Annotated in this window: 20 protein-coding genes; 9 read left to right on the top strand and 11 right to left on the bottom strand. The window is 71.5% G+C overall.

The genetic code is table 11. From position 1 onward, the window contains the following. Positions 1-55: 55 nt before the first annotated feature. The 8 genes from D3P35_RS23140 to D3P35_RS23105 all read left to right on the top strand — a co-directional run bounded on the left by D3P35_RS23140 (position 56) and on the right by D3P35_RS23105 (position 9829). Complete coding sequence (locus tag D3P35_RS23140) at positions 56-1552, top strand: CoA-acylating methylmalonate-semialdehyde dehydrogenase (RefSeq protein ID WP_118138306.1); 1497 nt, start codon at positions 56-58, stop codon at positions 1550-1552. Positions 1553-1825: 273 nt separating this feature from the next. Next, the gene (locus D3P35_RS23135) at positions 1826-2965 is read left to right on the top strand and encodes an acyl-CoA dehydrogenase family protein (protein WP_118138305.1); all 1140 of its coding nucleotides are present in this window, start codon (positions 1826-1828) and stop codon (positions 2963-2965) included. Then, complete coding sequence (locus D3P35_RS23130; protein WP_118138304.1) at positions 2962-3993, top strand: enoyl-CoA hydratase/isomerase family protein; 1032 nt, start codon at positions 2962-2964, stop codon at positions 3991-3993. The genes D3P35_RS23135 and D3P35_RS23130 overlap by 4 nt, the downstream gene beginning before the upstream one ends. A 112-nt stretch (positions 3994-4105) precedes the next feature. Then, positions 4106-4981: a 3-hydroxyisobutyrate dehydrogenase gene (gene mmsB, locus D3P35_RS23125; protein ID WP_118138303.1), complete on the top strand. Its 876-nt coding sequence runs from the start codon at positions 4106-4108 to the stop codon at positions 4979-4981. 109 nt (positions 4982-5090) lie between these two features. Beyond that, positions 5091-5855: a PRC-barrel domain-containing protein gene (locus D3P35_RS23120; protein WP_118138302.1), complete on the top strand. Its 765-nt coding sequence runs from the start codon at positions 5091-5093 to the stop codon at positions 5853-5855. 163 nt (positions 5856-6018) lie between these two features. Then, positions 6019-6645 (top strand): HAD family hydrolase, encoded by a 627-nt coding sequence (locus D3P35_RS23115; protein ID WP_118138301.1) that lies wholly within the window; start codon positions 6019-6021, stop codon positions 6643-6645. Between the two features lie 397 nt (positions 6646-7042). Next, the gene (locus D3P35_RS23110) at positions 7043-8599 is read left to right on the top strand and encodes a GSCFA domain-containing protein (RefSeq protein ID WP_157982278.1); all 1557 of its coding nucleotides are present in this window, start codon (positions 7043-7045) and stop codon (positions 8597-8599) included. Positions 8600-9040: 441 nt separating this feature from the next. Beyond that, entirely contained in the window at positions 9041-9829 is a 789-nt protein-coding gene (locus D3P35_RS23105; protein WP_118138299.1) for an IclR family transcriptional regulator, read from the top strand. 916 nt (positions 9830-10745) lie between these two features. On the opposite strand, the gene D3P35_RS23100 is transcribed toward D3P35_RS23105, so the two are convergent. The 8 genes from D3P35_RS23100 to D3P35_RS23065 are packed head-to-tail and all read right to left on the bottom strand — an operon-like array spanning position 10746 to position 18056. After that, on the bottom strand, positions 10746-11975 hold the full coding sequence (locus D3P35_RS23100; protein ID WP_118138298.1) for a cytochrome P450: 1230 nt from the start codon (positions 11973-11975) through the stop codon (positions 10746-10748). Beyond that, entirely contained in the window at positions 11972-12805 is an 834-nt protein-coding gene (locus D3P35_RS23095; RefSeq protein ID WP_118138297.1) for a polysaccharide deacetylase, read from the bottom strand. The genes D3P35_RS23100 and D3P35_RS23095 overlap by 4 nt, the downstream gene beginning before the upstream one ends. 21 nt (positions 12806-12826) lie before the next feature. Then, positions 12827-13606, bottom strand: coding sequence for an SDR family NAD(P)-dependent oxidoreductase (locus D3P35_RS23090; RefSeq protein ID WP_118138296.1), 780 nt, complete (start codon positions 13604-13606; stop codon positions 12827-12829). Then, a complete protein-coding gene (locus D3P35_RS23085) occupies positions 13593-14318 on the bottom strand; it encodes an ABC transporter ATP-binding protein (RefSeq protein ID WP_118138295.1) in 726 nt (241 codons plus the stop codon). The genes D3P35_RS23090 and D3P35_RS23085 overlap by 14 nt, the downstream gene beginning before the upstream one ends. Beyond that, positions 14305-15090 (bottom strand): ABC transporter ATP-binding protein, encoded by a 786-nt coding sequence (locus D3P35_RS23080; RefSeq protein WP_118138294.1) that lies wholly within the window; start codon positions 15088-15090, stop codon positions 14305-14307. The genes D3P35_RS23085 and D3P35_RS23080 overlap by 14 nt, the downstream gene beginning before the upstream one ends. Next, positions 15087-16025, bottom strand: a complete 939-nt coding sequence (locus tag D3P35_RS23075) for a branched-chain amino acid ABC transporter permease (protein ID WP_118138293.1) — start codon at positions 16023-16025, stop codon at positions 15087-15089. Before D3P35_RS23075 ends, D3P35_RS23080 begins: the two co-directional genes overlap by 4 nt. Next, positions 16025-16897, bottom strand: coding sequence for a branched-chain amino acid ABC transporter permease (locus D3P35_RS23070; RefSeq protein ID WP_118138292.1), 873 nt, complete (start codon positions 16895-16897; stop codon positions 16025-16027). Before D3P35_RS23070 ends, D3P35_RS23075 begins: the two co-directional genes overlap by 1 nt. 13 nt (positions 16898-16910) lie before the next feature. Continuing rightward, positions 16911-18056 (bottom strand): ABC transporter substrate-binding protein, encoded by a 1146-nt coding sequence (locus tag D3P35_RS23065; RefSeq protein WP_157982277.1) that lies wholly within the window; start codon positions 18054-18056, stop codon positions 16911-16913. A gap of 281 nt (positions 18057-18337) precedes the next feature. Between D3P35_RS23065 and D3P35_RS23060 the strand changes: the two genes are divergently transcribed. Continuing rightward, on the top strand, positions 18338-20656 hold the full coding sequence (locus D3P35_RS23060) for a penicillin acylase family protein (RefSeq protein WP_198670770.1): 2319 nt from the start codon (positions 18338-18340) through the stop codon (positions 20654-20656). A 25-nt stretch (positions 20657-20681) separates the two neighbouring features. On the opposite strand, the gene D3P35_RS23055 is transcribed toward D3P35_RS23060, so the two are convergent. The 3 genes from D3P35_RS23055 to D3P35_RS23045 all read right to left on the bottom strand — a co-directional run. After that, on the bottom strand, positions 20682-21437 hold the full coding sequence (locus D3P35_RS23055; protein WP_118138290.1) for an SDR family NAD(P)-dependent oxidoreductase: 756 nt from the start codon (positions 21435-21437) through the stop codon (positions 20682-20684). A gap of 154 nt (positions 21438-21591) precedes the next feature. Continuing rightward, a complete protein-coding gene (locus D3P35_RS23050; protein WP_118138289.1) occupies positions 21592-22557 on the bottom strand; it encodes a DUF808 domain-containing protein in 966 nt (321 codons plus the stop codon). A gap of 97 nt (positions 22558-22654) precedes the next feature. Next, positions 22655-23093: Hpt domain-containing protein (locus D3P35_RS23045; RefSeq protein WP_198670769.1), on the bottom strand; the 439-nt coding region annotated here is incomplete at its 5' end.

The raw sequence follows: 23093 nt of genomic DNA, 5'->3' as shown, positions 1-23093 counted from the left end.
CAGAATGCCTGGGCCCGGGCGGGCGCAGACACGCCAGACCGGGAGGAACAAGGCCATGGAACTCACGCATTTCATCAACGGCAAGCACGTGAAGGGCGCCTCGGGGCGCTTCGCGGATGTCTACAACCCCGCCACCGGCGAGGTGCAGGCGAAAACCCCGCTCGCCTCGGCCGCCGAGCTCGCCGCCGCGGTGGAGGGCGCGAAGGCCGCCCAGCCCGCCTGGGCCGCCACCAACCCCCAGCGCCGCGCCCGCGTGCTGATGGAATTCGTGCGCCTGCTGCACCGGGACATGGACAAGCTGGCCGAGGCCCTCTCGCGCGAGCATGGCAAGACCCTGCCGGACGCAAAGGGCGACGTGATCCGCGGCCTCGAGGTGGCGGAGTTCTGCATCGGCGCGCCGCACCTGCTCAAGGGCGAGTACACCGACGGCGCCGGCCCCGGCATCGACATGTACTCCATGCGCCAGCCGCTGGGCGTGGTGGCCGGCATCACGCCGTTCAACTTCCCCGCCATGATCCCGATGTGGAAGTTCTGCCCGGCCATCGCCTGCGGCAACGCCTTCATCCTCAAGCCCTCCGAGCGTGACCCCTCCGTGCCGCTGATGCTCGCCGAACTGATGCTCGAAGCCGGCCTGCCCGAAGGCATCCTGCAGGTGGTCAACGGCGACAAGGAGGCGGTGGACGCCATCCTCGACCATCCGGACATCGAGGCGGTGGGCTTTGTCGGCTCCACCCCGATCGCCGCCTACATCTACGCCCGCGGCTGCGAGAACGGCAAGCGCGTGCAGTGCTTCGGCGGCGCGAAGAACCACATGATCGTGATGCCGGACGCCGACCTCGACCAGGCCGCCGACGCGCTGATCGGCGCGGGCTACGGGGCGGCCGGCGAGCGCTGCATGGCGATCTCGGTGGCAGTACCCGTGGGCGAGGCCACGGCCGACGCGCTGATCGAGCGGCTGATCCCGCGCATCGAGAAGCTCAAGGTGGGCCCCTACACCGCGGGCGCCGACGTGGACTACGGCCCCGTGGTCACCTCGGCCGCGCGCGACAAGATCCTCGGGCTCATCGGCTCGGGCGTGGAACAGGGCGCGGAGCTGGTGGTCGACGGCCGCGACTTCAGCCTGCAGGGCTACGAGAACGGCTTCTTCGTCGGGCCCTGCCTGTTCGACAAGGCGACGAAGGACATGGACATCTACCGCCAGGAGATCTTCGGCCCGGTGCTCACCACCGTCCGCGCCAAGACCTACGAGGAGGCCCTCGGCCTCGCCATGGACCACGAGTACGGCAACGGCACCGCCATCTTCACCCGCGACGGCGACACGGCGCGCGACTTCGCCAGCCGCATCAACATCGGCATGGTGGGCGTGAACGTGCCGATCCCGGTGCCGCTGGCCTACCACACCTTCGGCGGCTGGAAGAAATCCGCCTTCGGCGACCTCAACCAGCACGGGCCCGACGCGTTCCGCTTCTACACCCGCACCAAGACCGTCACCGCCCGCTGGCCCTCGGGCACCAAGGAAGGCGCGGAATTCTCCATCCCCACCATGGGCTGAGGTGGTGCCTGCGGCACGGCCGGACTTGCGCCTTCGCGGCGGGGTGAGGCCGGGGCCACGGGCGCCGAGGGAGGCGGCGGGGCGGTGCCCTGCCGGCTCCGCTTCCGGGGGGCCGCGTCGTTGCGGCGCTCCCGGCAGGGCCCCGCCCCGGCGCCGGCGCGGGCGGGCTTCCCCGGCGGGGCGCAATCGGCCATGCTCGCGCCCGGAGAACCGGCCCCCCGCAGGGGCCGCCGCGTGAATGACGGCCGCAAAGGCCGCAGCAGGGAGGAGACCATGGATTTCGAGCTCAGCGACGAGCAGGCCGCCATCTTCGACATGGCGCGCGACTTCGGGGCGGAGAAGATCGCCCCCTTCGCCAGCGAATGGGAAGCCGCCGGCACCATCCCCCGCGAGGTGCTGCGCGAGGCGGCCGCCCTGGGCATGGCCGGCATCTATGTCGACGAGGAACACGGCGGCTCCGGCCTCTCGCGGCTCGATGCCACGCTGATCTTCGAGGGGCTGTCGATGGCCTGCCCCTCGGTGGCGGCGTTCCTCTCCATCCACAACATGTGCGCCTGGATGATCGACCGCTTCGGCGACGACGCGCTGCGCGCAGCCGTGGTGCCCGCGCTCTGCTCGATGGAGAAGATCGCCTCCTACTGCCTGACCGAGCCCGGCTCGGGCTCCGACGCCGCCGCCCTGCGCACCCGCGCGGTGAGTGCGGGCAACGGCTGGGAGCTCACCGGCACCAAGGCCTTCATCTCCGGCGGCGGCTATTCCGACCTCTACGTGGTGATGGCCCGCTCCGGCGAGGAGGGCCCGAAGGGCATCTCCGCCTACCTGCTCGAGGACGGGGCCGAGGGCCTCACCTTCGGCGCGCCGGAGCGCAAGATGGGCTGGCAGAGCCAGCCCACCGCCCAGGTGCAGATGGACGCGGTGCCGGCGCTGGCGCTGATCGGGGCCGAGGGCGCGGGCTTCCGCTATGCCATGGCCGGGCTCGACGGCGGGCGGCTCAACATCTCCGCCTGCGCGCTCGGCGCCGCGCAGACCGCGCTCGACAGGACGCTCACCTACATGGCCGAGCGCCAGGCCTTCGGCAAGAGCATCGACCAGTTCCAGGCGCTGCAGTTCCGCCTCGCCGACATGGAGACCGAGCTGCAGGCGGCCCGCGTCTTCCTGCGCCAGGCGGCCTGGAAGCTCGACACCGGCGCGGCCGATGCCACCAAGCACTGCGCCATGGCCAAGCGCTTCGTCACCGACACCGCCTTCCGCGTGGCCAATGACGCGCTGCAGCTGCACGGCGGCTACGGCTACCTCGCCGATTACGGCATCGAGAAGCTGGTCAGGGACCTGCGGGTGCACCAGATCCTGGAAGGCACCAATGAAATCATGCGCCTGATCACCGCCCGGGCGCTGCTGGCGGAGAGACAATGACCGACGACATCCACATCCGCACCGAGGGCGCCGTGGGGCGCATCACCCTCACCCGGCCGAAGGCGCTGAACGCGCTCTCCCACCAGATGGCGCTGGCGATCGAGGCCGCGCTGGATGCCTGGGCGCATGACGATGCCGTGGCCATGGTGCTGTGCGATGCGCAAGGCGAGCGCGCCTTCTGCGCGGGCGGCGACATCGGCCATGTGCGCGCGGAAGGGGTGAAGGGCAATTACGACGCCGGCCGCCGCTTCTGGGCCGACGAGTACCGGATGAACGCGAAGCTCGCCCGCTTCCCGAAACCTTACGTGGCGCTGATGCACGGCTTCGTGATGGGCGGCGGCGTGGGCATCTCCACCCATGGCTCGCACCGGGTGGTGACCGACAGCACCAAGCTCGCGATGCCGGAATGCGGCATCGGGCTGATCCCCGACGTCGGCGGCAGCCTGATCCTCGGCCGCGCGCCGGGGCGGATCGGCGAATACCTCGGCCTCACCGGCGCGCGCATCGGGGCGGCGGACGCGATCTTCGCCGGCTTCGCCGACGTGTACGTGCCCGAGGCGGAGCTGCCCGCCCTCACCCGCGCGCTGCTGGAGGAGCCGGAGCCGGGCGCCGTGCTGCGCCGCTTCGCCGCCACCCCGCCCGAGGGCGTGCTGCCCGGGCTGCAGGCGGACATCGACCACGCCTTCTCGGGGGAGCTGTCGCGCCTGCCCGGCGCGCTCTCGGGCGAGGCGGAATGGCAGGTGGCGGCGCTGAAGGCGCTGCGCCACGGCTGCCCGCTCTCCGTCGCCTGCACGCTGGAGCTGGTGCGCGCGGCCCGCGCCGACCCGGTGATCGAGCACAGCCTCGCGCGCGAATACCGCTTCACCTGGCGCTGCATGGACCAGGGCGAGTTCCTCGAGGGCGTGCGCGCCGCGATCGTCGACAAGGACCGCAACCCGCAGTGGCGCCTCGCGCCGCTGGAGGCGGTGACACCGGAGCACGTGGCGGCGATGCTGGCGCCGCTGGGCCCGGACGAGCTGAGCTTCTGACCCCTTTCGCGGTCGCGGGGTGGGCCGCGCTGCGGCCGGCCACGCGCCCCGCCCTCTCCGGGGCGGGAGCGGCCGCGAAAGGGGGCAGCAACATGAGAGGGAGGAAAGAGCAATGAAGATCGGGTTCATCGGGCTGGGGAACATGGGCGCGCCCATGGCCGCCAATCTCGCGAAGGCCGGGCACGACGTGACCGGCTTCGACGTGACCGGGGTGATGCCGGAGGGCGTGAGCCCCGCCGCCAGCGCGGCGGAGGCCGCCGCGGGGCGCGACGCGGTCATCACCATGCTGCCAAACGGCGCCATCCTGCGCGCCGTTTATGCCGAGATCGTCCCCGCCGCCGCCCCCGGCACCGCGATGATCGACTGTTCCACGGTCGACGTGGAGAGCGCGCGCGCCGTGGCGGCGGAGGCGGAGGCCGCGGGCCTCCTGCCGCTCGACGCGCCCGTGTCGGGCGGCATCGGCGGCGCCTCGGCCGGCACGCTCACCTTCATGGTGGGCGGCAGCGACGCGGGCTTCGCCAGGGCGGCGGAGCTCTTCGACATCATGGGCCAGAAGGCGGTGCATTGCGGCACCCCCGGCGCCGGGCAATCTGCCAAGATCTGCAACAACATGATCCTCGGCATCTCGATGCTCGGCGTCTGCGAGGCCTTCTCGCTCGCCGACCGGCTGGGGCTCGACCGGCAGGCGATGTTCGACGTGGTCTCCACCTCCTCGGGCTATTGCTGGTCGCTCAACGCCTATTGCCCGGCCCCGGGCGTGGGCCCCGCCTCGCCTGCGGACAACGACTACAAGCCCGGTTTCGCCGCCGCCCTGATGCTCAAGGACCTGCGCCTGTCCCAGCAGGCCGCCGAGGCCGCCGATGCCCCCACCCCGATGGGTGCCGCCGCCACCGCGCTCTACGAGGCCTTCGTGGCGGGCGGCGGCGGTGGCAAGGATTTCTCCGCCATTCTGCCGCACCTGAGCGCGCTCGGCCGCGGCGGGGCCTGAGCCCCGCGCGCGCCGCGCGAAATCCGCGGGCGGGCGGGGAACCCTGCCCCCCGCCTGCGCGTTGCCTTCATGGCCACGTTACGGCCGGAAGACCGAGGAGGGCCTTACCATGCTCATGAGCTACCGTGACCTCACCCGCTGCACCCTGCTCACCACAGACGGCAGCCGCGACCCCGTCGAGGATCTCTACTTCGACGGCAGCCGCTGGAGCCTCACCCATATCGTGGCCGACACCGGCTCCTGGCTGGAGAGCCGCCGCACCGTGATCGGCGCCGGCCTCGCCGCGAAGCCGGATTTCGAGACCCTCGAGTGGCCCGTGCGGGTGAGCCAGGAGCAGATCCGCGCCGCGCCCCGCCCGGAGAGCTTCCCCGCCGAGGAGCGCTCGGCCGAGGAATGGGGCCTGTTCGACCTCGACGCCATGCCCCCCATCCTCATCGGCCCGATGGGCGAGACCTACTCGCCGCTGATGCTGGAGGCCCAGCTCCAGCACTGGGCCAATGACGAGACCGAGGAGAGCGAGGCGCGCAAGGCCCTGCCCGAGCGCCCCTCGGCAGCCCTCATCCGCTCCACCAACGCCCTGCTGGGCCACGAGATCTCGGCCACCGACGGCGAGATCGGCACCATCTCCGACGTGCTCGTCGACCTCGACAGCATGACCCTGCGCCACATCGTGGTGGACACCGGAAACTGGCTGCCCGGCCGCCAGGTGGTGCTGCCCGTCGAGCGCATCGAGGCCTTCGACTGGGCCGGCGGCCGCACCGTGGTCAACGTCGACCGCGAGGGGGTGAAGAACAGCCCGCCGCTGGAGGGCCTGCCCGACCTCGACCACCGCTGGGACCGCTCGGTGCTCAACTACTACGGCCTCGGCATCTGAGCCCACCGCCCGGGCGCCGCCCGGAGCCGCGGCACGCGGCGACACGCCGGGCGGGGGCTCGATGCCCCCGCCCGGCGTTTCCCCTTTCGGCCCCCCCGCGACGGGCTTCCCCGCCGCCCGCGCGCATGGCACAAGATGCCACCGCAATCCGAGGGAGCCCCCCATGCACCAGCCCCGCGCCGTCGTCTTCGACATCGGCAATGTCCTCGTGAACTGGGACCCCGACCGGGTCTATTCCCAGCTCCTGCCCGACCCGGCCGAGCGCCGCGCCTTCTTCGCCCGCACCGGGGTGGAGGAGATGAACCTCGACGTCGACCGCGGCGCCCCCTTCCGCGAGCACATCTACGCCCATGCCGAGCGCCACCCGGAGGACGGCGAGCTGATCCGCGCCTGGCACGACCGCTGGCCGGAGATGTTCCAGCCCGCCATCGAAGGCTCGGTGAGCCTGCTGCGGCTGCTGCGGCTCAAGGGCGTGCCGGTGCACGCGCTCTCGAACTTCGGCGCCGGCAGCTTCGATCTCGCCTGCACGCTCTACCCGGTGCTGCTCGAGTTCGACATCCCGGTGATCTCGGGCCGCGAGCGCGCCATCAAGCCCGAGCCGCGCATCTACGAGATCCTGGAGGAGCGCACCGGCCTTGCCGGCGCCGACATCTTCTTCACCGACGACCGCACCGACAACATCGCCGCCGCCCGCAAGCGCGGCTGGCAGGGCCACCTGTTCCGCAATCCCGACGCGCTGGCGCTGCAGCTCGTCGAGCTCGGCCTCATCGCCCCGCACGAGCTGGGCTGAGCCCGCCCCCGGGCGGGAACCGGCACCCCCCCTGCCCGGCCGCCGGGCCGGCGCGGCAGCAGGCTCTGCCCCGCCGCGCGGTCTGGCCGTCCCGGTGTTGCCCGGCCGCCGGGGCCGGGCGCTCCCGGCGCTTCCCTGCCCCCGGGCCGCGGCGGTCCCTGCACGTTCCTGCCGCCCGGCCGGGACGTGCCCGGCGTTGCGCCACCGCAGGGGCGGAGCGCTCCGGGCTTCCCCCCGCCGCAGGTGCGGGGAATTCAGGACTTTGCTCCGCCGGTGGTGGTGGGGCGTTCAGGGCCGGCCCCCCGCCCTCGGCGGCGGGGCGGGGGGCCGGCGTTGCCCCGCCGCCGGGACGCCATACATTCAGGGCATGATCCCGAGCCGAAGGAGCCCTGCCGGCATGACAGACTGCCTCGTCCCGATGAAGACCGCCCTGCAGGTGACGAAGGAAAACCGCTTCTCGCGCGTGCCGGTCCGCGGCTCGGAGAACCGGCTGGAGCCGGAGTGCTGGCCCGGCCTCACGCCCGGCTTCACCTTCGGCAGGCAGGACGGCGTTTTCGTCATCGGATCCTGCTTTGCCACCAACATCGAGAATTACCTCGACGCCCGCGGCTACGACATGCTGTCGCGCAAGCTCCTGCGCGGCACCGGGGTCACGCCCGGGCACATGAACAAGTACACCCCCGCCTCCATCCTCCAGGAGGTCGCCTGGGCGCGGGAGATCCTCGAGCGTGACGACGAGATGTCCGAGGCCGACGCCCGGCGCCTGTTCTTCACCTGCGAGGACGGGCGGGTGATCGACACCCAGCTCCACCCGTTCGAGCCCAGGCCCCTCGAGGAGGCGCTGGAGCGGCGCCGTGCCGTGTACCGCACCTGGCGGGCGCTGTTCTCGGCCGACGTGGTGGTGATCACCCTCGGGCTCACCGAGGCCTGGTGGGACGCGGAGCTGCAGCTCTACATCACCGAGACCCCCACCCGCCCCATGCAGCGCGCCGGGGAGCGCTTCTTCTTCCAGCGCCTCGGCTTTGCCCGCTGCATGGAGATGATGCGCTCGGCGGTGGCGCTGATCCGCGGCGAGAGGGACCCGCGCATCCTGATCACCACCTCACCGGTGGTGCTGGCGCGCACCTACACGCCCGAGGACGTGCTGGTGGCCAACAGCCATTCCAAGTCGGTGCTGCGCGCGGTGGCGGGCGAGCTTGCGCAGGACACCCCGGGGGTGGAGTATTTCCCGAGCTACGAGAGCGTGATGCTCACCCGCTCCGCGAGCGTCTGGCAGGACGACCTGAAGCATGTCTCCGAGCAGTTCGTGCATCGCATCATGAGCCGGGTCGAGCAGAGCTACACCGCCGAGGGAGCCGCGACGAACCTCACGCGGCAGGACCTCGAGGGGCGCTTCGCCGAGGCGGTGGAGGCGCATGACCTGGCCGGTGCGGCGGAGATCTACCGCGACATGCCCGAGCCGCTCGCCCATCCGGCGCGCGGCTTCCACACCCTGGCCGCGGTGGTGGCGGCGGCGCAGGGCGACGCGGCCCTCGCCCGCGCGCATCTCGAGGCGGATGCGGGCAACGCCGGGGTTCGGGGGCTGAACCAGCTCGCCTTCCTGCGCTACAGCGCCTGGAAGCAGGTGGGCGCGCCCGAGCGCGCCGACGCCTGGCTCGCGGAGGAACTGGGCGGGGGCGGCAAGCTGCGGGGCTTCGTGGTTCACAAGTCCACCCGCTGGCTGTTCACCGAGGGCCGGGCGCGCGACGCGGTGGAGATCCTCGAGCGCGTCGACCCGTCGCGGATCGCCATGGTCCAGCTTCTCAACCGCTTTGCCGAGCAGCTCAACCGCCACGGCCGGCCGGAGCTTGCCGAGCGCTATCTGGCCGCCGTGCCGGAGGGCGAGCGCATCACCCTCAAACGGCCGAAGCCGCGCTCCTCCGGCTGGCTGTCGCGGCTCGGCCTGTCGCGCTAGGCTGTCGCACCGGGCGGTGCGCGGATCGCCGGGCGGGGCCGTGGAGGCGGGCCGCCGGTGGCGCGGGACACGCAGGAGCCCCCGCGCAGGTTGCGCCGAGGCCATGGACCGTGTCACGCTGCCCTGCGTGCCGTCATGCTGGGGGCGTGCCGTCATGGCGGTGATCGTGCTCTTGTGCCGACGTCATGCGTGCGGTCATGCCGAAGGCGAGCGGACTGTCATGCCGAAGGCGTGCGTGGTGTCGCGCCGAAGGCGCGCGGATGTCTCGCCGGCGCGCGGGATGAGCCTCGCCCCGGCGGCAAGCCTGGCGAGAGGCGCGCGGGAGGGACGTCGCGGAAGGCCGGGATGTCGGGGTTTAGGGTATTTCAATTCGATACGAACGTGTTGTATGTGGAACAGAAGCCCCTGAGAGGAGGCGTTCCGGAGGACCCACGTACCCGTATGACCGAGCAGCACCGCTTTCCCGAGATCGACGAACGCCTGTTCCTGCAATCCGTGTCGAGGGCGCTCGACGTGCTCGAGGCCTATGCCGCGTCACCGCAGCCCAAGTCCCTGGGAGAGATCGCACAGGCGGCCGGCATCAACAAGAGCGCCGCGCAGCGCATCGGCCAGACGCTGCTCAGCCGCGGCTACCTGGAGCTGGCGGAGAACGGGCGGCTCACGCTGGGCCGGCTGTTCCTCGACCGCAGCTTCGACTACCTGCGCTCCAACCCGCTGATCGAGCGCTCGATGCCGGTGCTCACCGACCTGCGCAAGATGGCCGAGGAGCGGGTGGACCTGAGCCTGTTCGACGCGCGGCACGACGACCTGTCCATCGTCTACGCCGCCCGGCTGCAGAGCAAGCGCGAGACCTTCTACGCCACGCTTTCCGGCCGTCGCCAGCCGAGCGTGACCGCCACCGGCGGGCGGGCCTGCATGGCGCTGCTGCCCGACGAGCGGGTGGAGGACATCATCGCCCGCTCGGAGCGCCGCGCGGTGACCCAGCGCACGATCACCTCGCCCGAGGGCATCCGCGCCAAGGTGGCCGAGGCCCGGCGCGACGGCTTCGCCTATGCCGAGGAGGAGAGCCTGATCGGCGAGATCGTGCTCGCGGCGGCGATCACCGGGCCCGGCGGCCTGCCCATCGGCGCCATCCACATCGCGGGCTCGATGAGCGAGTGGACCGCCGAGGATTTCCGCCGCCGCTTCGCCCCGCTCGCCATCGAGGCCGCTCGCGCCCTGTCCACCTGAGCGTCCCGGGCCGGAGCGCCCGCCGGCCAGCCTCCGGCGCCCTGCCCCGCCCGCATGCCCGGGCGAAGCGTCAGGCGGGGCCCTCCCGTGAGGCGGCCACCCGCCGGTGTCCGCCCCTCCGGGCCGGGCCGGGTGCTGCGCACCCGGCGGGCGCACCCTGGCGAACCGCGCGCCATCGGACGCGTGCGCCGACGTTCCGCCTTCCGGAACCACCCCTGGCGGCGACCTGCATGTGACGTTGCCGGCCCCGGCACCCCCGCCGCGCGGCACGCGCGGCCCGGCCCAAGCCGCAGGAGACGCGCCCGCAGGGCGGGTCGACGCGGGACGGGAGCGCCCCGCCTCCGCTCGCGGAAGGCCTGTCGGCCGGGCCACTCCCGTGCCGGGGCCACCTGTCGGTGTCCCCGCCTTTGGGCCGGGCCGGGTGCTGCGCACCCGGCGGCAACGCCTCTGCCTGAGGTCTGGAATGGCGCTGCACCGGGACACCGCATCGTGCACCCCCCTGAATCGAGCGGGAGGATCATGACGCGACGAGTCATGCGTAGTGCAAGGTGCACGGGGCTCTCTCGCGAGCAAGCGGCGCACCGCGAATTCTCCTCTTCGGCCCGGGCGACCAGCCCGGGCCGCGCCCGACCCTCCCCCCGGGAGGGCGCGCTGCCCGTCGTGCCGGGCGGGGATGCCGCTCCGCAAGGCGGAGCGGCACGGCCCAACGCGGAGGCGGCTTCCGCGCGCAGCGCGGCTGTCGCCGGAGGGGCGGGAGGGCTACCGGATGGTTCAGGTCGGAGGGCCCGGAGGCGCCGCGTCTGGCGGGCCGTGCGCCCGGGCTCTTGCGGCTGTGTGCCGGGCCCGCCGCGCAGCGCGGCGGCGCGGCGGGCCTTGTGGATGTCGGGCCTCGCGGATGCGGGGCCGCCCCCGGGGGTCAGGCGGGGTGGAAGCGCAGGGGGAGGCTTTTGAGCGAGCGCAGGTTGTTGTTGAGCTTGCGCACCGGCGCGCCCTCGGGGGTGATGCGGCCCACGCGGGTGGCCACGGCCTTCAGCACCGCCTCGCCCTCGAGCCGGGCGATCATCTGGCCGATGCACATGTGGATGCCGGTGCCCAGCGCCATCTGGGCGTTGGTGTTGCGCGTGAGGTCGAAGCGGGGCGCATTCTCCCAGGCCTCGGGGTCGCGGTTCGCGGCGCCGAGCAGCACCAGCATCTTGTGGTCGGCCGCCACCGGCACCCCGCCGATCTCGGTGTCGGACATGGTGAGGCGGCCGACGTTGGGGATCGGCGCCTCGAGGCGCATCGCCTCGTCGAAGGCGGCCTTCACCCGGGCGCCGGGGTCCTCGCGCAGCAGGGCGAACTGTTCGGGGTCCTGCGAGAGGTGGCGCAGGGCGGCGGAGATGGTCGAGGACGTGGTGTCGAGCCCGCCGCGCAGGAAGGAGCGCACCAGCAGGGGGGCGATCTCGGGCGCGATCTCGCCCCGGTCCGCCGCCTCGAAGATCTGCGCGCCGAAGCCGCCGGGCACCATCGCCTCGCGGGTCATCGAGGCGTTGAACCACTCGCGGATCGCGTCGACCTTCGCCTCGGTGGCGAGGAAGCGGGCGTTGCGCGGGCCCTGGCCGTCGAAATTGTACTCGCCGAGCAGGAAGAGGTTGGCGCGGCGCTGCGGCTCGTCGACCAGGCCCAGCGCGGGCGGGAAGGTGGAGGAGACGTATTCCTCCGCGAGATCGGTGACGCCGTCGAAGCTGCCCTGCTCCAGCAGGCGGTCGACCAGCACCTCGGCCGCGGCCTCGAAATCGGCCTTCCAGCCGCGGATCAGCACCGGCGAGAGGATCTTCTGCAGCGCCCGGCGCACGGCGGTGTGGTCGGGCGGGTCGACCTCGACGATCGGGCTGCCGGCGCGCCAGGCATCGGGGCGGCGGATGTCGGCGAGGCCGGAGCCGCCGGTGGAGGAGAAGGTCTTCCAGTCGGTCAGCACCGGGCGCACATGCGCGTGCCGGCCCATGGCGTAGACCCCGTAGCGCGACATCCACACCACCGGCCCGAGCTCGCGGATCGCGGCCCAGGCCGCCGGCAGGTCGGCGAGGCTCTCGTCGGAGAAGAGGTCGATGTCGGTGACCGGGGCGGGCAGCGGCGGCTCGGGGGCGAGGAGGGGCTCGGCGCTCATGCCTGCCCCTCCGCCTCGAGCGCGGCCCAGTGGTCCGCCACCTCGGCGCCGGTGGTGATCCAGACATCGGGGAAGGTGCGGATGAAGGCGATCAGCTCGCGCAGCATGGCGATGCGCCCGGGGCGGCCGGTGATCTGGGGGTGGAAGATGATGTCGTAGAGCCCGCCCCAGCGGTAGATCTCGCGGAACTCGTCCTTGAAGAGCTCGAGCATGTGCGAGTTGGGGAAGATCGGCCGGGGCGACTTCACCGAGAAGAGCGCGTGCGGCGCGTCGTCGAGGCTCCAGTGCCAGGGCAGCTCGATCACGCCGGGGCTGCCGTCCTCGGCGGTGTGGCGGTAGGGGTTGATGTGGTTCATCAGCGAGCTGTCGTAGAGCAGCCCGTGCTTCCTGAGCAGCCGGAACAGCCCGGCCGAGACCTCGCCCGCCGGCGAGCGGAAGCCCTTGGGCACCACGCCCACGCAGGTCTTCAGCGCCTCCATGCCGCGCTCGAACTCCTCCACCTCCTTTTCCGGGTCGTCGGAGACCCAGACATGGGAGTAGGAATGGTGGCCCACCTCGTGGCCGCCCTTCAGGATGGCCTCCACCTTGTCGGTGTGGTTTTCCACCGTCCAGCCGGGCACGAAGAAGGTGCCCTTCACGTCGGCCTCCTCCAGCGTGTCGAGGATCTTGGGCACGCCCACCTCGGCGCCGTAGCGGCCCTGGGAGAGCACGCCGGGGCGGTTGGCGTTTGCCGGGTCGCGCGAGGTCCAGAGGGTCTCGGCGTCGAAGTCGAAGGTCAGCATCACCGCGCAGCGGGCGCCGCCGGGCCATTTCACGCTCATGTCATGCATCTGTCTCTCTCCTCTCGGGGCTCAGGCGAGGCGCGCGCCGTCGATGGGCAGCGCCACGCCGGAGGTGTAGGCGGCGCTGTCGCTCAGCAGGTAGAGCACCGCGTCGGCCACCTCGGCGGGCAGGCCGAAACGGCCCATGGGGATCTTGGCGAGCATCATCGCCTCGCGGGCGTCGCGCGCGGCCCCGGTGCCGGCCATGTCGAAGCTCGTGTCCGACATCGGGCTGTCGATGGTACCGGGGCAGACGCAGTTCACCCGGATGTTCTCGGCCGCGTGGTTGAGCGCCAGCGAGCGGGTGAGCAGGCTCACCGCGCCCTTGGAGGCCGAGTAGGCCGAAAGCGTGGGCGAGCCCATCACCCCGGCGGTGGAGGAGAACAGCACCACCGCCCCCGCGCCATGGGTGCGGATCTGCGGGATGAAGGCGCGCGCGGCGAGCCAGGCGCCCTTCACGTTGATGGCGAAGACGCGGTCCCACATCTCCTCTTCCATCTCGATGGCGGGGCCTGCCTTGCCCAGGATGCCGGCGGCGGCGACGAGCTTGTGCGCCGGGCCGAAGGCAGCCTGCGTGGCCTCGGCGAAGGCGGCCATGTCGGCGGCCGAGGTCACGTCGCCCGGCATGGTGAGCGCGCCGGGGCAGAGGGCCGCGGTCTCGGCCAGTTTCTCCGCGTCGAGGTCGAAGAGCGCGAGGCGCGCGCCCTCGGCCGCGAGCCGCACCGCCGTGGCGCGGGCCAGCGCGCCGCCCGCCCCGGTGACCGCGATCACCTGGCCCTCGAAGCGGCCCGTGCTGTCAGGCTTCGTCATCATGTCCTCCGCTGAGATAGAAGCTGCGCAGCTCGTCCGGGGCCACGCCGCCGTCGACGGCCCGCGAGAAGGCGATGCGCCCGCCGCGGATCACGTGCAGGTGGTCGGCGATCTCGAGCGCCATGCCGACATTCTGCTCCACGAGCAGCAGCGACAGGCCGAGCTCGCGCAGGCCGAGGATGGCTTCCGCGATCTCCTCCACCACCTTGGGCGCGAGGGCGGCCGAGGGCTCGTCGAGCAGCAGCATCGAGGGGCGCGACATCAGTGCGCGGCCGATGGAGAGCATCTGCCGCTCACCGCCCGAGAGCATGCCGGCGGACACGCGCCGGCGCTCCCTGAGGCGGGGGAAGCGGGTGTAGACCCCCTCGAGATCCTCCGCGAGCCCGGCCTTGTCGCGCCGGCGGTGGAAGCCGCCCATCATCAGGTTTTCCTCGACACTCATGGTGCCGAAGACCTCCTTGCCCTGCGGCACCAGGCACAGGCCGCGGCCCGGCCTGTCCTCGGCCGCGAGGCCGGTGATGTCCTCGCCGTCGAGCGTCACCCGGCCGGAGGTGGGCTTCAGCAGGCCGGCGATCACCTTCAGGCAGGTGGACTTGCCGGTGCCGTTGCCGCCCAGGAGGGCGATGAGCCCGCCCTTCGGCACGTCGATGGTGAGCCCGTGCAGAATGCGCGTGCGGCCGTATCCGGCCTCGATCCCCTCAACCGCGAGCATGGCGTTTCCATCCCGTTCCGATATAGGCCTCGACCACCCTGGGGTCGGAGGTCACGGCCTCGGGCGCGCCCTCGGCCAGTTTCAGCCCCGAGTCGAGCACCACGAGGCGCTCGCACAGGTCACGCACCACGCGCATGTCATGCTCCACCAGCAGGATGGCCATGCCGAACTCGTCGCGCATGCGGCGGATGAGCACGATCAGCCTGTCCACGTTGGGCGGCGAGAGCCCCGCCGCCGGCTCGTCGAGCACGAAGAGCGTGGGGTCGGCGATGACACCGCGCGCCAGCTCGACCATGCGCTGCTGGCCGATGGAGAGCGCGCCCACCGGGCGGTCGGCGAAGGCGTCGAGCTCGAACCAGGCGAGCAGCTCGCGCGCCCGCACCCTGAGCCGCTCCTCCTCCTCGCGCGCGGCGGCGCGGCCCAGGAGCGAGTCGCCCAGCGTGGTCTCCATGCCCGCGTGCTTGGCGAGCAGCAGGTTGTCCGACACGGTGAGCGAGCGGAACAGCCGGATCATCTGGAAGCTGCGCGCCATGCCCAGCCGCGCCCGTTTCCAGGCCGGCACGGCGGTGATGTCCTCGCCACGGAAGCGGATGGTGCCCTCGTCGGCCATGAGATCCCCCGTCACCAGGTTCACCATGGTCGACTTGCCCGAGCCGTTGGGCCCGATGAGGCCGACGATCTCGCCCTGCCCCACCGAGAGGTCCACCGTGTCGACCGCGGTGACGCCGGCGAAGCGCTTCGTGACGCCCGTGACTTCGAGAAGTGCGCTCATGCCCGTGCCTCCCTGATCTTGCGCCAGCGGCCGACGAGGCCCTCCGGCAGCGCGATGATGATCACCACCAGCAGCACGCCGAACAGGAACAGCTTGTACTGCGCGAAACTGCCGGTGAGCTCGGGAAGGATGGTGAGCAGGATGGCGCCGATGATCGGCCCGAGGAAGGTGCCCCGGCCGCCCACCACCATCATCGCCACGATGGTGCAGGAGATCCAGATGGTGAAGTCATCCGGGGTGACGCCGCGCATCACATGGGCGTTGAGCACGCCCGCGGCGCCGGCGAAGGCGGCGGAGGCCACGAAGGCGGTGAGCTTGGCGCGCGTGGTGTCGAGGCCCACGGCGCCGGCCAGCGTCTCGTCGTCCTTCACCGCCACCCACTCGCGGCCGAGGCGCGAATGCACCAGCCGCCAGGCGATCCACACAGCGACCACGGCGAAGACGAGCGTGAGCCAGTAATGCGCGGTGAGGCCGGTGATGTCGACCAGCGTGGCGCCGAAGAGCGACACCTCGCCGATGGGCGGCACCAGGATGCCGTTCTGCCCGCCGGTGAAGCCGCTCCACTGGATGAGGCCGAGGTAGACGATGGTCTGGAAGGCGATGGTGACGATGGCGAGGAAATGCCCCTTCAGCCGCAGCGCCGGGATGCCGAGCAGGAGCCCGAACAGCCCGGTGACCACGATGCCGGCGGGAAGGTTGATCCAGAAGCCGGTGCCGAGGTCGCGCCCCATGATGGCGGTGGTGTAGCCGCCGATGCCGTAGAACGCGCCCTGGGCGAAGGAGAACTGCCCGGCATAGCCGGAGACGAGGTTGAGCCCGGTGGTGAGCGTGACGTAGAGCAGTGCGACCATCAGCACCTGCAGCTCGTACCCGCCGGTGAGGAAGGGCGCCGCGATGAACACCGCGGCGATGATGAGCGAGAGACCTGCCTTCATCACGAGCGCTCCACCGATTTGCCGAACAGGCCCTGCGGGCGGAACAGCAGCACCGCGATCACGATCACGAAGCCGATGATGTCACGCAAGCCGTTGGTGAGATAGGCGGAGGTCATGGTCTCGACCACGCCGAGCAGCAGGCCGGCCACCGCCGCCCCCATGATGTCGCCCATGCCGCCGAGGATGACCACGGTGAAGGCCTTGAGCACGATCATGTTGCCGATGATGGGCGTGACCATGAGCACCGAGGACATCAGGAAGCCCGACACCCCGGCAAGGCCGGCGCCCACCATGAAGGTGACCATGGCCACCCGTTCCACCCGCACCCCGCAGAGCCGGGCCACGGTGCGGTGCTGGGCCATGGCGCGCAGGCTGCGCCCGGTCCAGGTGTAGCGCAGCACGCCGAAGAGCAGCCCCACCAGCACCACCATCGCCACCGGGATGAGGAAGCGCGGCAGCGGCAGGAACACCGGCCCGAACTCGACGGCGAGCATCGAGAGGTCGGTCTGCAGCAGCATGGGCCGCGGCCCGATGGTCAGCAGCGCCGCGTTCTGCAGCGCCACCGCGAGGCCGAAGGAGGCGATGATCGAGCTCGTCATGTCCCGCTCGCGCAGGGCGCGGTGCAGGAGGGACTCGGCAAGAACGCCGAGCACCGCAGAGAAGGCGATCACCACCACCAGCGCCGCGATGAGCGGCAGGCCGAGCAGCGTGACGGTGAGCACCCCGGCATAGGCGCCGAGCATGTAGAATTCGCCATGGGCGAAGTTCACAACGCCGAGAATGCCGAAGATGAGCGTGAGGCCGATCGCCACCAGCACGTAAGCCGAGCCGATGACGATCCCGTTCGCGAGATACTGGAGAAACAGGTCCAATGCAGGGGTCCGATCAGATGGTGCGCTTGCCGTCCTTGATGACGGCGATGAACATCGGGAAGCGCACGCCGCCCGTGTCGTCGAAATCGGCGGTGGTGCCGTCGGGGCCCATGGTGATCGGGAAGTCGGCCATGCCGTCCTTCAGCATCGCCTGCACCGCCCGGCTGTCGGGCGCGCCGGCGCGGCGCATGGCCTCGATGGCGACGTTGGTGCTGTCGAAGCCCAGCGCGTTGAGCGTGCCGGCCTCGTAGCCGTTGAGCGCCTTGAAACGCTGGCCGAAATCGTGGCCGAACGTGTTGGGCGTGCTCGATTCGTAGAGCGTGGCGACGGCGAAGCCCTCGGAGGCCGGGCCGGCAAGCTCGATGAAATCATCCGAGACCATGGAGCCGGAGCCGACGAACTGGGTGCGCAGCCCCACCTCGGCGGCCTGGCGCACGATGTTGGCGCCGTCGCCGGCCCAGCCGCCGATGTAGACCGCGTCCGGGCGCTCGGAGCGCAGGCGGATCAGCACGGGGGAGAAATCGGGCTCGCCGACGTTGAAGCTGTCGCGCGAGAGGATCTCGCCGCCCTCGGCCTGCACCAGGCTGGTCACCTGGTCGGCGAGCGTGTTCCCGTAGTTGGTCGAGTCGTGCAGGATCGCCACGCGGCGGGCGCCGAACTGGTGCACGATGGCCTTGGCGGTGTCCTCGCCCTGCCCGTTCGAATCCGGCCAGGCGCGGAAGAACCAGGGGTCGCCGACCTCGTTGGCCTCGGTGCCCGCGGCGCCGGTGGAGCCGCCCGAGAGCATGGGCACGCCGTATTCCTTCGCCACCTGGGTGGCCGCGATCACCACCTGCGTGGGGTAGGTGCCGATGATGAACGGCACCTCGTCGCGCTCGATGAGCTTGCGCACGGCGGTGACACCCTTGGTGGAGTTGGCCTCGTCATCCTCCATCACCAGCTCGAGCTGGCGGCCGAAGACGCCGCCGGCGGCATTGGCCTCGGCCACGGCCATCTCGAGGCCCTTGAGCACCTGGTGGCCCTCGATGGAGCCCGGGCCCGAGAGCGGCAGCATGCCGCCGACGCGGAGCACCGATGTGTCCTGGGCGCGGAGGATGGTGGGAGCGGCGAGCCCGGCGCCGATAAGGCCGAGCATCCTGCGACGGGAAAATTCGGTCATGTGCCCTCTCTGTTGGCATAAGCGTATCATTGTTCGATACGTCGATATCGAATGATTGGGGCGAGTCGCGCCCGGTGTCAAAAGAGTTTTTGCGGCGAAGCCTTGACCAACCGGCCAAAACACGTTTCCCGGATACAGCGCGGCATCTAAAAATCACTTGTTTCCCATAGGGTTGCCAGAAGCCGTATCGGCGCATACGAAATACGTAATTTTTAAATTCGGTCGTATTGTATAAAGATATGATCAACTCTAGGCTGTTCCCGACGACAGCGGAGGACAGAATGAAAGACGGCATGACGGGCGAGATCGCCATCGAGGGGCTGGCGGCGCCGGCCGAGATCCGGGTGGATGAATGGGGCATTCCCCATATCCGTGCGGAGAGCGAGGCGGACCTGTTCCTGGCCCAGGGCTTCAACGCCGCGCGCGACCGGCTCTGGCAGATCGACCTGTGGCGCAAGCGCGGGCTGGGGCGGCTGGCGGCCAGCTTCGGCCCCGGCTATCTCGCGCAGGACATCGCGGCGCGCAAGGTGCTGTTCCGCGGCGACATGGCGGCGGAATGGGTATCCTACGCGCCCGACACCCGCGCCATCTGCGAGGCCTTCGTGGCCGGGGTGAACGGCTATATCGCCTGGGCGCTGGAAGACCCCGCGCGCCTGCCGCCGGAATTCGCCCTCACCGGCTCGGCGCCCGAGCCCTGGGCGGCCGAGGACGTGGTGCGCATCCGCAGCCATGCCCTCACCCGCAACGCCATCTCCGAGGTGATCCGCAGCAACCTGCTCGCCGGGCTCGGCCCCGAAACCGACCTGCTGCGCAAGAACCTCGAGCCGAAGCGCGTGCCCGGCGACACCGGCATCGCCCCCGGCAGCGTGCCGATGGCGGTGCTCGATGATTTCCGCCTCGCCACCGCCGGGGTGAGCTTCTCGCCCGAGCGCCTCGCCGCGCCGCTGGCCGAGGCCGGGCGCTGGCGCCGGGTCGACAGCCTCGCGCAGGTGGTGGCCGACGCCACCTGGACCGGCTCGAACAACTGGGCGGTCTCGGGCGCGCGCAGCTCCACCGGCCGGCCGGTGATGGCAGGCGATCCGCACCGCAACCACGCCCTGCCCGCGCTGCGCTACCTCGTGCATCTCACCGCGCCGGGGCTCGACGTGATCGGCGCGGGCGAGCCCTGCGTGCCCGGCATCTCCATGGGCCACAACGGCACCGCCGCCTTCACCCAGACCATCTTCTCGGCCGACCAGGAGGACATCTTCGTCCTCACCCTCGACCCCGCTTGCCCCACGCGCTACCGCCAGGGCGAGGGCTGGGCCGAGATGGAGCAGGTGACCGAGACCTTCGAGGTGAAGGGCGCGGAGCCGCAGGAGCGCACCCTCCTCTTCACCCGCTACGGCCCGGTTCTGCACAGCGAGGGCGGCCGGGCCTATGCGCTGCGCTCGGTCTGGTTCGAGCCCGGCTCGGCGGCCTATCTCGGCGGGCTCTCGACCATGCGGGCGAAAACCCTGCCCGCCTTCCGCGACGGGCTGCGCCGCTTCGCCACGCCGAGCCTCAACCATCTCTACGCGGATGTCTCCGGCACCATCGCCTGGCAGCCGGCGGGGATGATCCCGGTGCGCCGCGGCTGGGACGGGCTGATGCCCTTGCCCGGCGACGGCAGCCTCGACTGGGACGGCTTCCTCGACCTCGACACCCTGCCGCTGGTGACCGACCCGGCGGAAGGCTTCGTCGCCAGCGCCAACGAGGCGAACCTGCCGACGGACTGGGACCATGCCGCGGTGCAGGTGGGCTACGAGTGGCTGGAGAAGAGCCGCGCCCTGCGGCTGCGCGCGGCGCTTGCCTCCGGCACCCATGACGTGGCCGACGCCTGCGCGCTGCAGACCGACGCGCTCTCGCTGCCCGGCCTGCGGCTGAAGGCACTGGTGGGCGGGCTGGCGGAGACCCCGGCCGAGGCAAAGGCGCTCTTCGCCGGCTGGGACGGGGTGCTGGGGGTCGATTCCGCCGCCGGCGCGCTGTGCGAGTTCTGGTGGGAGAAGCACCTGAAGCCCGGGATTCTCGCGCGCCTCGTGCCCGATGCCGCCCTGCGCCCGCTCTTCGCCCCGGGCGACGTGGAGGGCATCCTCACCGCGCTGGAGCAGCCCGAAGCGCTGTTCGGCCCCGCACCGGAGGCGGCGCGCGACGCGCTGCTGGCCGAGACGCTGGCCGGGGCGGTGGCCGCCCTGCTCGCCGCGCAGGGCGCGCCGGAGGGCTGGCGCTGGGGCGCGCTGCACCACGGCTATTTCGAGCACCCGCTGGCGCCGCTGGGCGCGAAGCTCGACGTGGGCCCGCTGGAGAAGCCCGGCAGCGCCTCCACCGTGATGCACGCCGCCTATCGCGGCTCCGACTTCCGGGTGACCATGGGCGCCTCGGTGCGCTTCGTGATCGACGTGGGCAACTGGGACGCGAGCCGCTGCATCAACGCCCCCGGCCAGTCCGGCGACCCGCGCTCGCCGCATTACGCCGACCTCGCGCCGCTCTGGGCGAAGGGCGAATACGTGCCCTTCCTCTACTCCGACGCGGCGGTGGAAGCGGCGACGCGGCAGCGCATCGCCCTCGTGCCCGCCGGCTGAGGGCGGGCCGCCCCCGGGCCCCGCGTCAGTCGAAGGGCTCGGGGTTGCGGCCCACCAGCCAGCCGCCGTCCACCGCCAGCACCTGGCCGGTGACGAAGGAGGCATCGTCGGAGACGAGGAAGGCGGTGACGGAGGCGATCTCCTCCGGGGTGCCGGCGCGGCGCATGGGGGCTGCCTTCACCACCGCGGTGCGGTAATAGGCGTCAGCCTCGATCCAGTCATGGGTCATCTGCGTGTCGATGCAGCCCGGCGCCACTGCGTTCACCCGGATGCCCTCGGGGCCGAGGTCGGTGGCGAGCTGGCGGGTGAGCTGGCTGATGCCGCCCTTGGCCGCGGCATAGGCCACCTTGCCCGGGTAGCAGCCCTCGCCGAAGATCGAGGCGGTGTTCACGATGGCGCCGCCCGGGCGGGAGAGATGCGGCAGCACATCGCGCGTGAGGCGGATGACCGCGCCGAGGTTCACGTCGAGCAGCCGGGCGATGTTCGCGTCATCCGACTGCGCCAGCGGCTTAGCGCCGCCGATGCCGGCGTTGTTCACCAGGATGTCGACGCGGCCGCCCGCTGCCTCCACCAGCTCAGCGCCGGCGCCCGGGGCGGCGATGTCGCAGGTGAGGCCGGTGGCGCCCAGCGCTTCCGCGCGCGCCAGCACGCCGGCGTCGAGGTCGGACATCACCACCCGCGCGCCCTCGGAGACCAGCCGCGCCGCGGTGGCGAGGCCGATGCCGCCGGCAGCGCCGGTCACGATGGCCACCCGGCCGGTCAGTCGTGTCACCTGGTTCATCGTCTTGCTCTCGCCTTCGTATCGCTTGCCAATTTGATTGAATTGAATATCACGCTAGAAGCTGCGCGAGGCGCCGTCAATCACCACGGCGGGCAAGCAAGCGCCGCCGGGCCGGGGCCGCGGCGGCGCGATCTGCGGGCGATGCGGGCCCGGCTCAGTCGCCGGAGGCGAAAAGCCCCGCGACCGGGGTGATGACGCGGGTGACGACCGGGATGAGCAGCAGCCCGAGCGCGAGGCCGGCCACGCCGTCGATCGCCGCGGTGACCAGCCAGGCCACGGTGCCCTCCATGCTCTCCGGCACCGCCTGGCCGGCCGCTTCGGCGGCGTGGTGGATGGCGAGATAGGGGCCGGTGAGGCCGAGCTCGTAGAGGCCGTGCAGGATGATCGAGCCGCCGACCCAGATCATCGCGGCGGTGCCCACGATCATCAGCAGCTTCAGGAACAGCGGCATGTAGCGCACCACGCCGCGGCCCAGCGCCCGGAACGGCGCGAGGCGCGAGCCGCGCGCGACGGCGAGCCCGGCGTCGTCGGCCTTCACGATGAGCCCGACCATGCCGTAGACCGCGAGCGTGATCATCACGCCCGCCACCGCGAGCGCCGCGGCCTCGACCCAGATCGACTGGCCCGGCGGCAGCGCGGAGAGGACGATGGTCATGATCTCGGCGGAAAGGATGAAATCGGTCTTGATCGCACCGCGCACCTTGCTTTCCTCGAGATGCGCGTCCTGCAGCTTCTGCTGCACCAGCTCCTCGGCATGATGATCGGCGGGGTTGAGCGCGTGCCAGACCTTCTCCGCCCCCTCGAAACACAGGTAGGCGCCGCCGAGCATCAGCAGTGGCGAGATCGCCCAGGGCGCGAAGGCCGAGAGCAGCAGCGCCACGGGCAGCAGGATGACCAGCTTGTTGAACAGCGAGCCCCGGGCGATCTTCCACACGATGGGGATCTCGCGCTCGGCGCTGAAGCCGTGCAGGTATTTCGGCGTGACCGCGGCATCGTCGATCAGCGCGCCGGCGGCCTTCGAGGAGGCCTTCACCGCCTGCCCCACCACGTCATCCACCGAGGCGGACGCGACCTTCGCGATCGCGGCCACGTCATCGAGTAGCGCCAGTAATCCGCTCATGCCCTGCCTTTCGCCCCGGAACCATCTGCCAAGCATAGTGCCGGGCGGCGCGACGACAATGGCCGGCCTCGCGGCGGCGCCGCCAGGCTGCCGGGGCTCACGCGGCCGATTTCCGGCTCAGTTCGCGCATGCGCAGCAGGAACGCGCGGAACGCGACGCCGAGCTTCGCCGCCCGCTCCGGCGCCTCCGACGGATCGGAGGTGGAGTTCTTCGTCACCCATTCGAGATCCGCGGCCGCCTCGGCCACGGCCGGCGCGCCCAGCAGCCGCGCCGAGGATTTCATCGAATGCGCGAGGCGGCTGCACTCCTCCATGTTGCGCTCGGCAAGCAGCGCGGGCAGGCGGGCGATGGTGGCCCGGCCATCGGCGATGAAGATCTCCAGCATGCGGTTGAACCGCTTGCCCATCACCTTCTGGGCGCCGCGCATGGTGGCGATATCGACCGGGTCGCGCGCGGCCGGGCCGGCCGGGCCGGCCTCCGCCCCGGGCGCCGGCGCGGCGCCTTCCCCGGCGGCAGGCTCGGCCGGTCCGACGGGG

The sequence above is a fragment of the Oceanicella sp. SM1341 genome, from assembly GCF_003448965.1.
In the GTDB taxonomy this organism is placed as follows: domain Bacteria; phylum Pseudomonadota; class Alphaproteobacteria; order Rhodobacterales; family Rhodobacteraceae; genus Paroceanicella.
The sequence above is the reverse complement of the archived record's forward strand: the minus strand, read 5'-3'. Positions and strand labels throughout refer to the sequence as shown.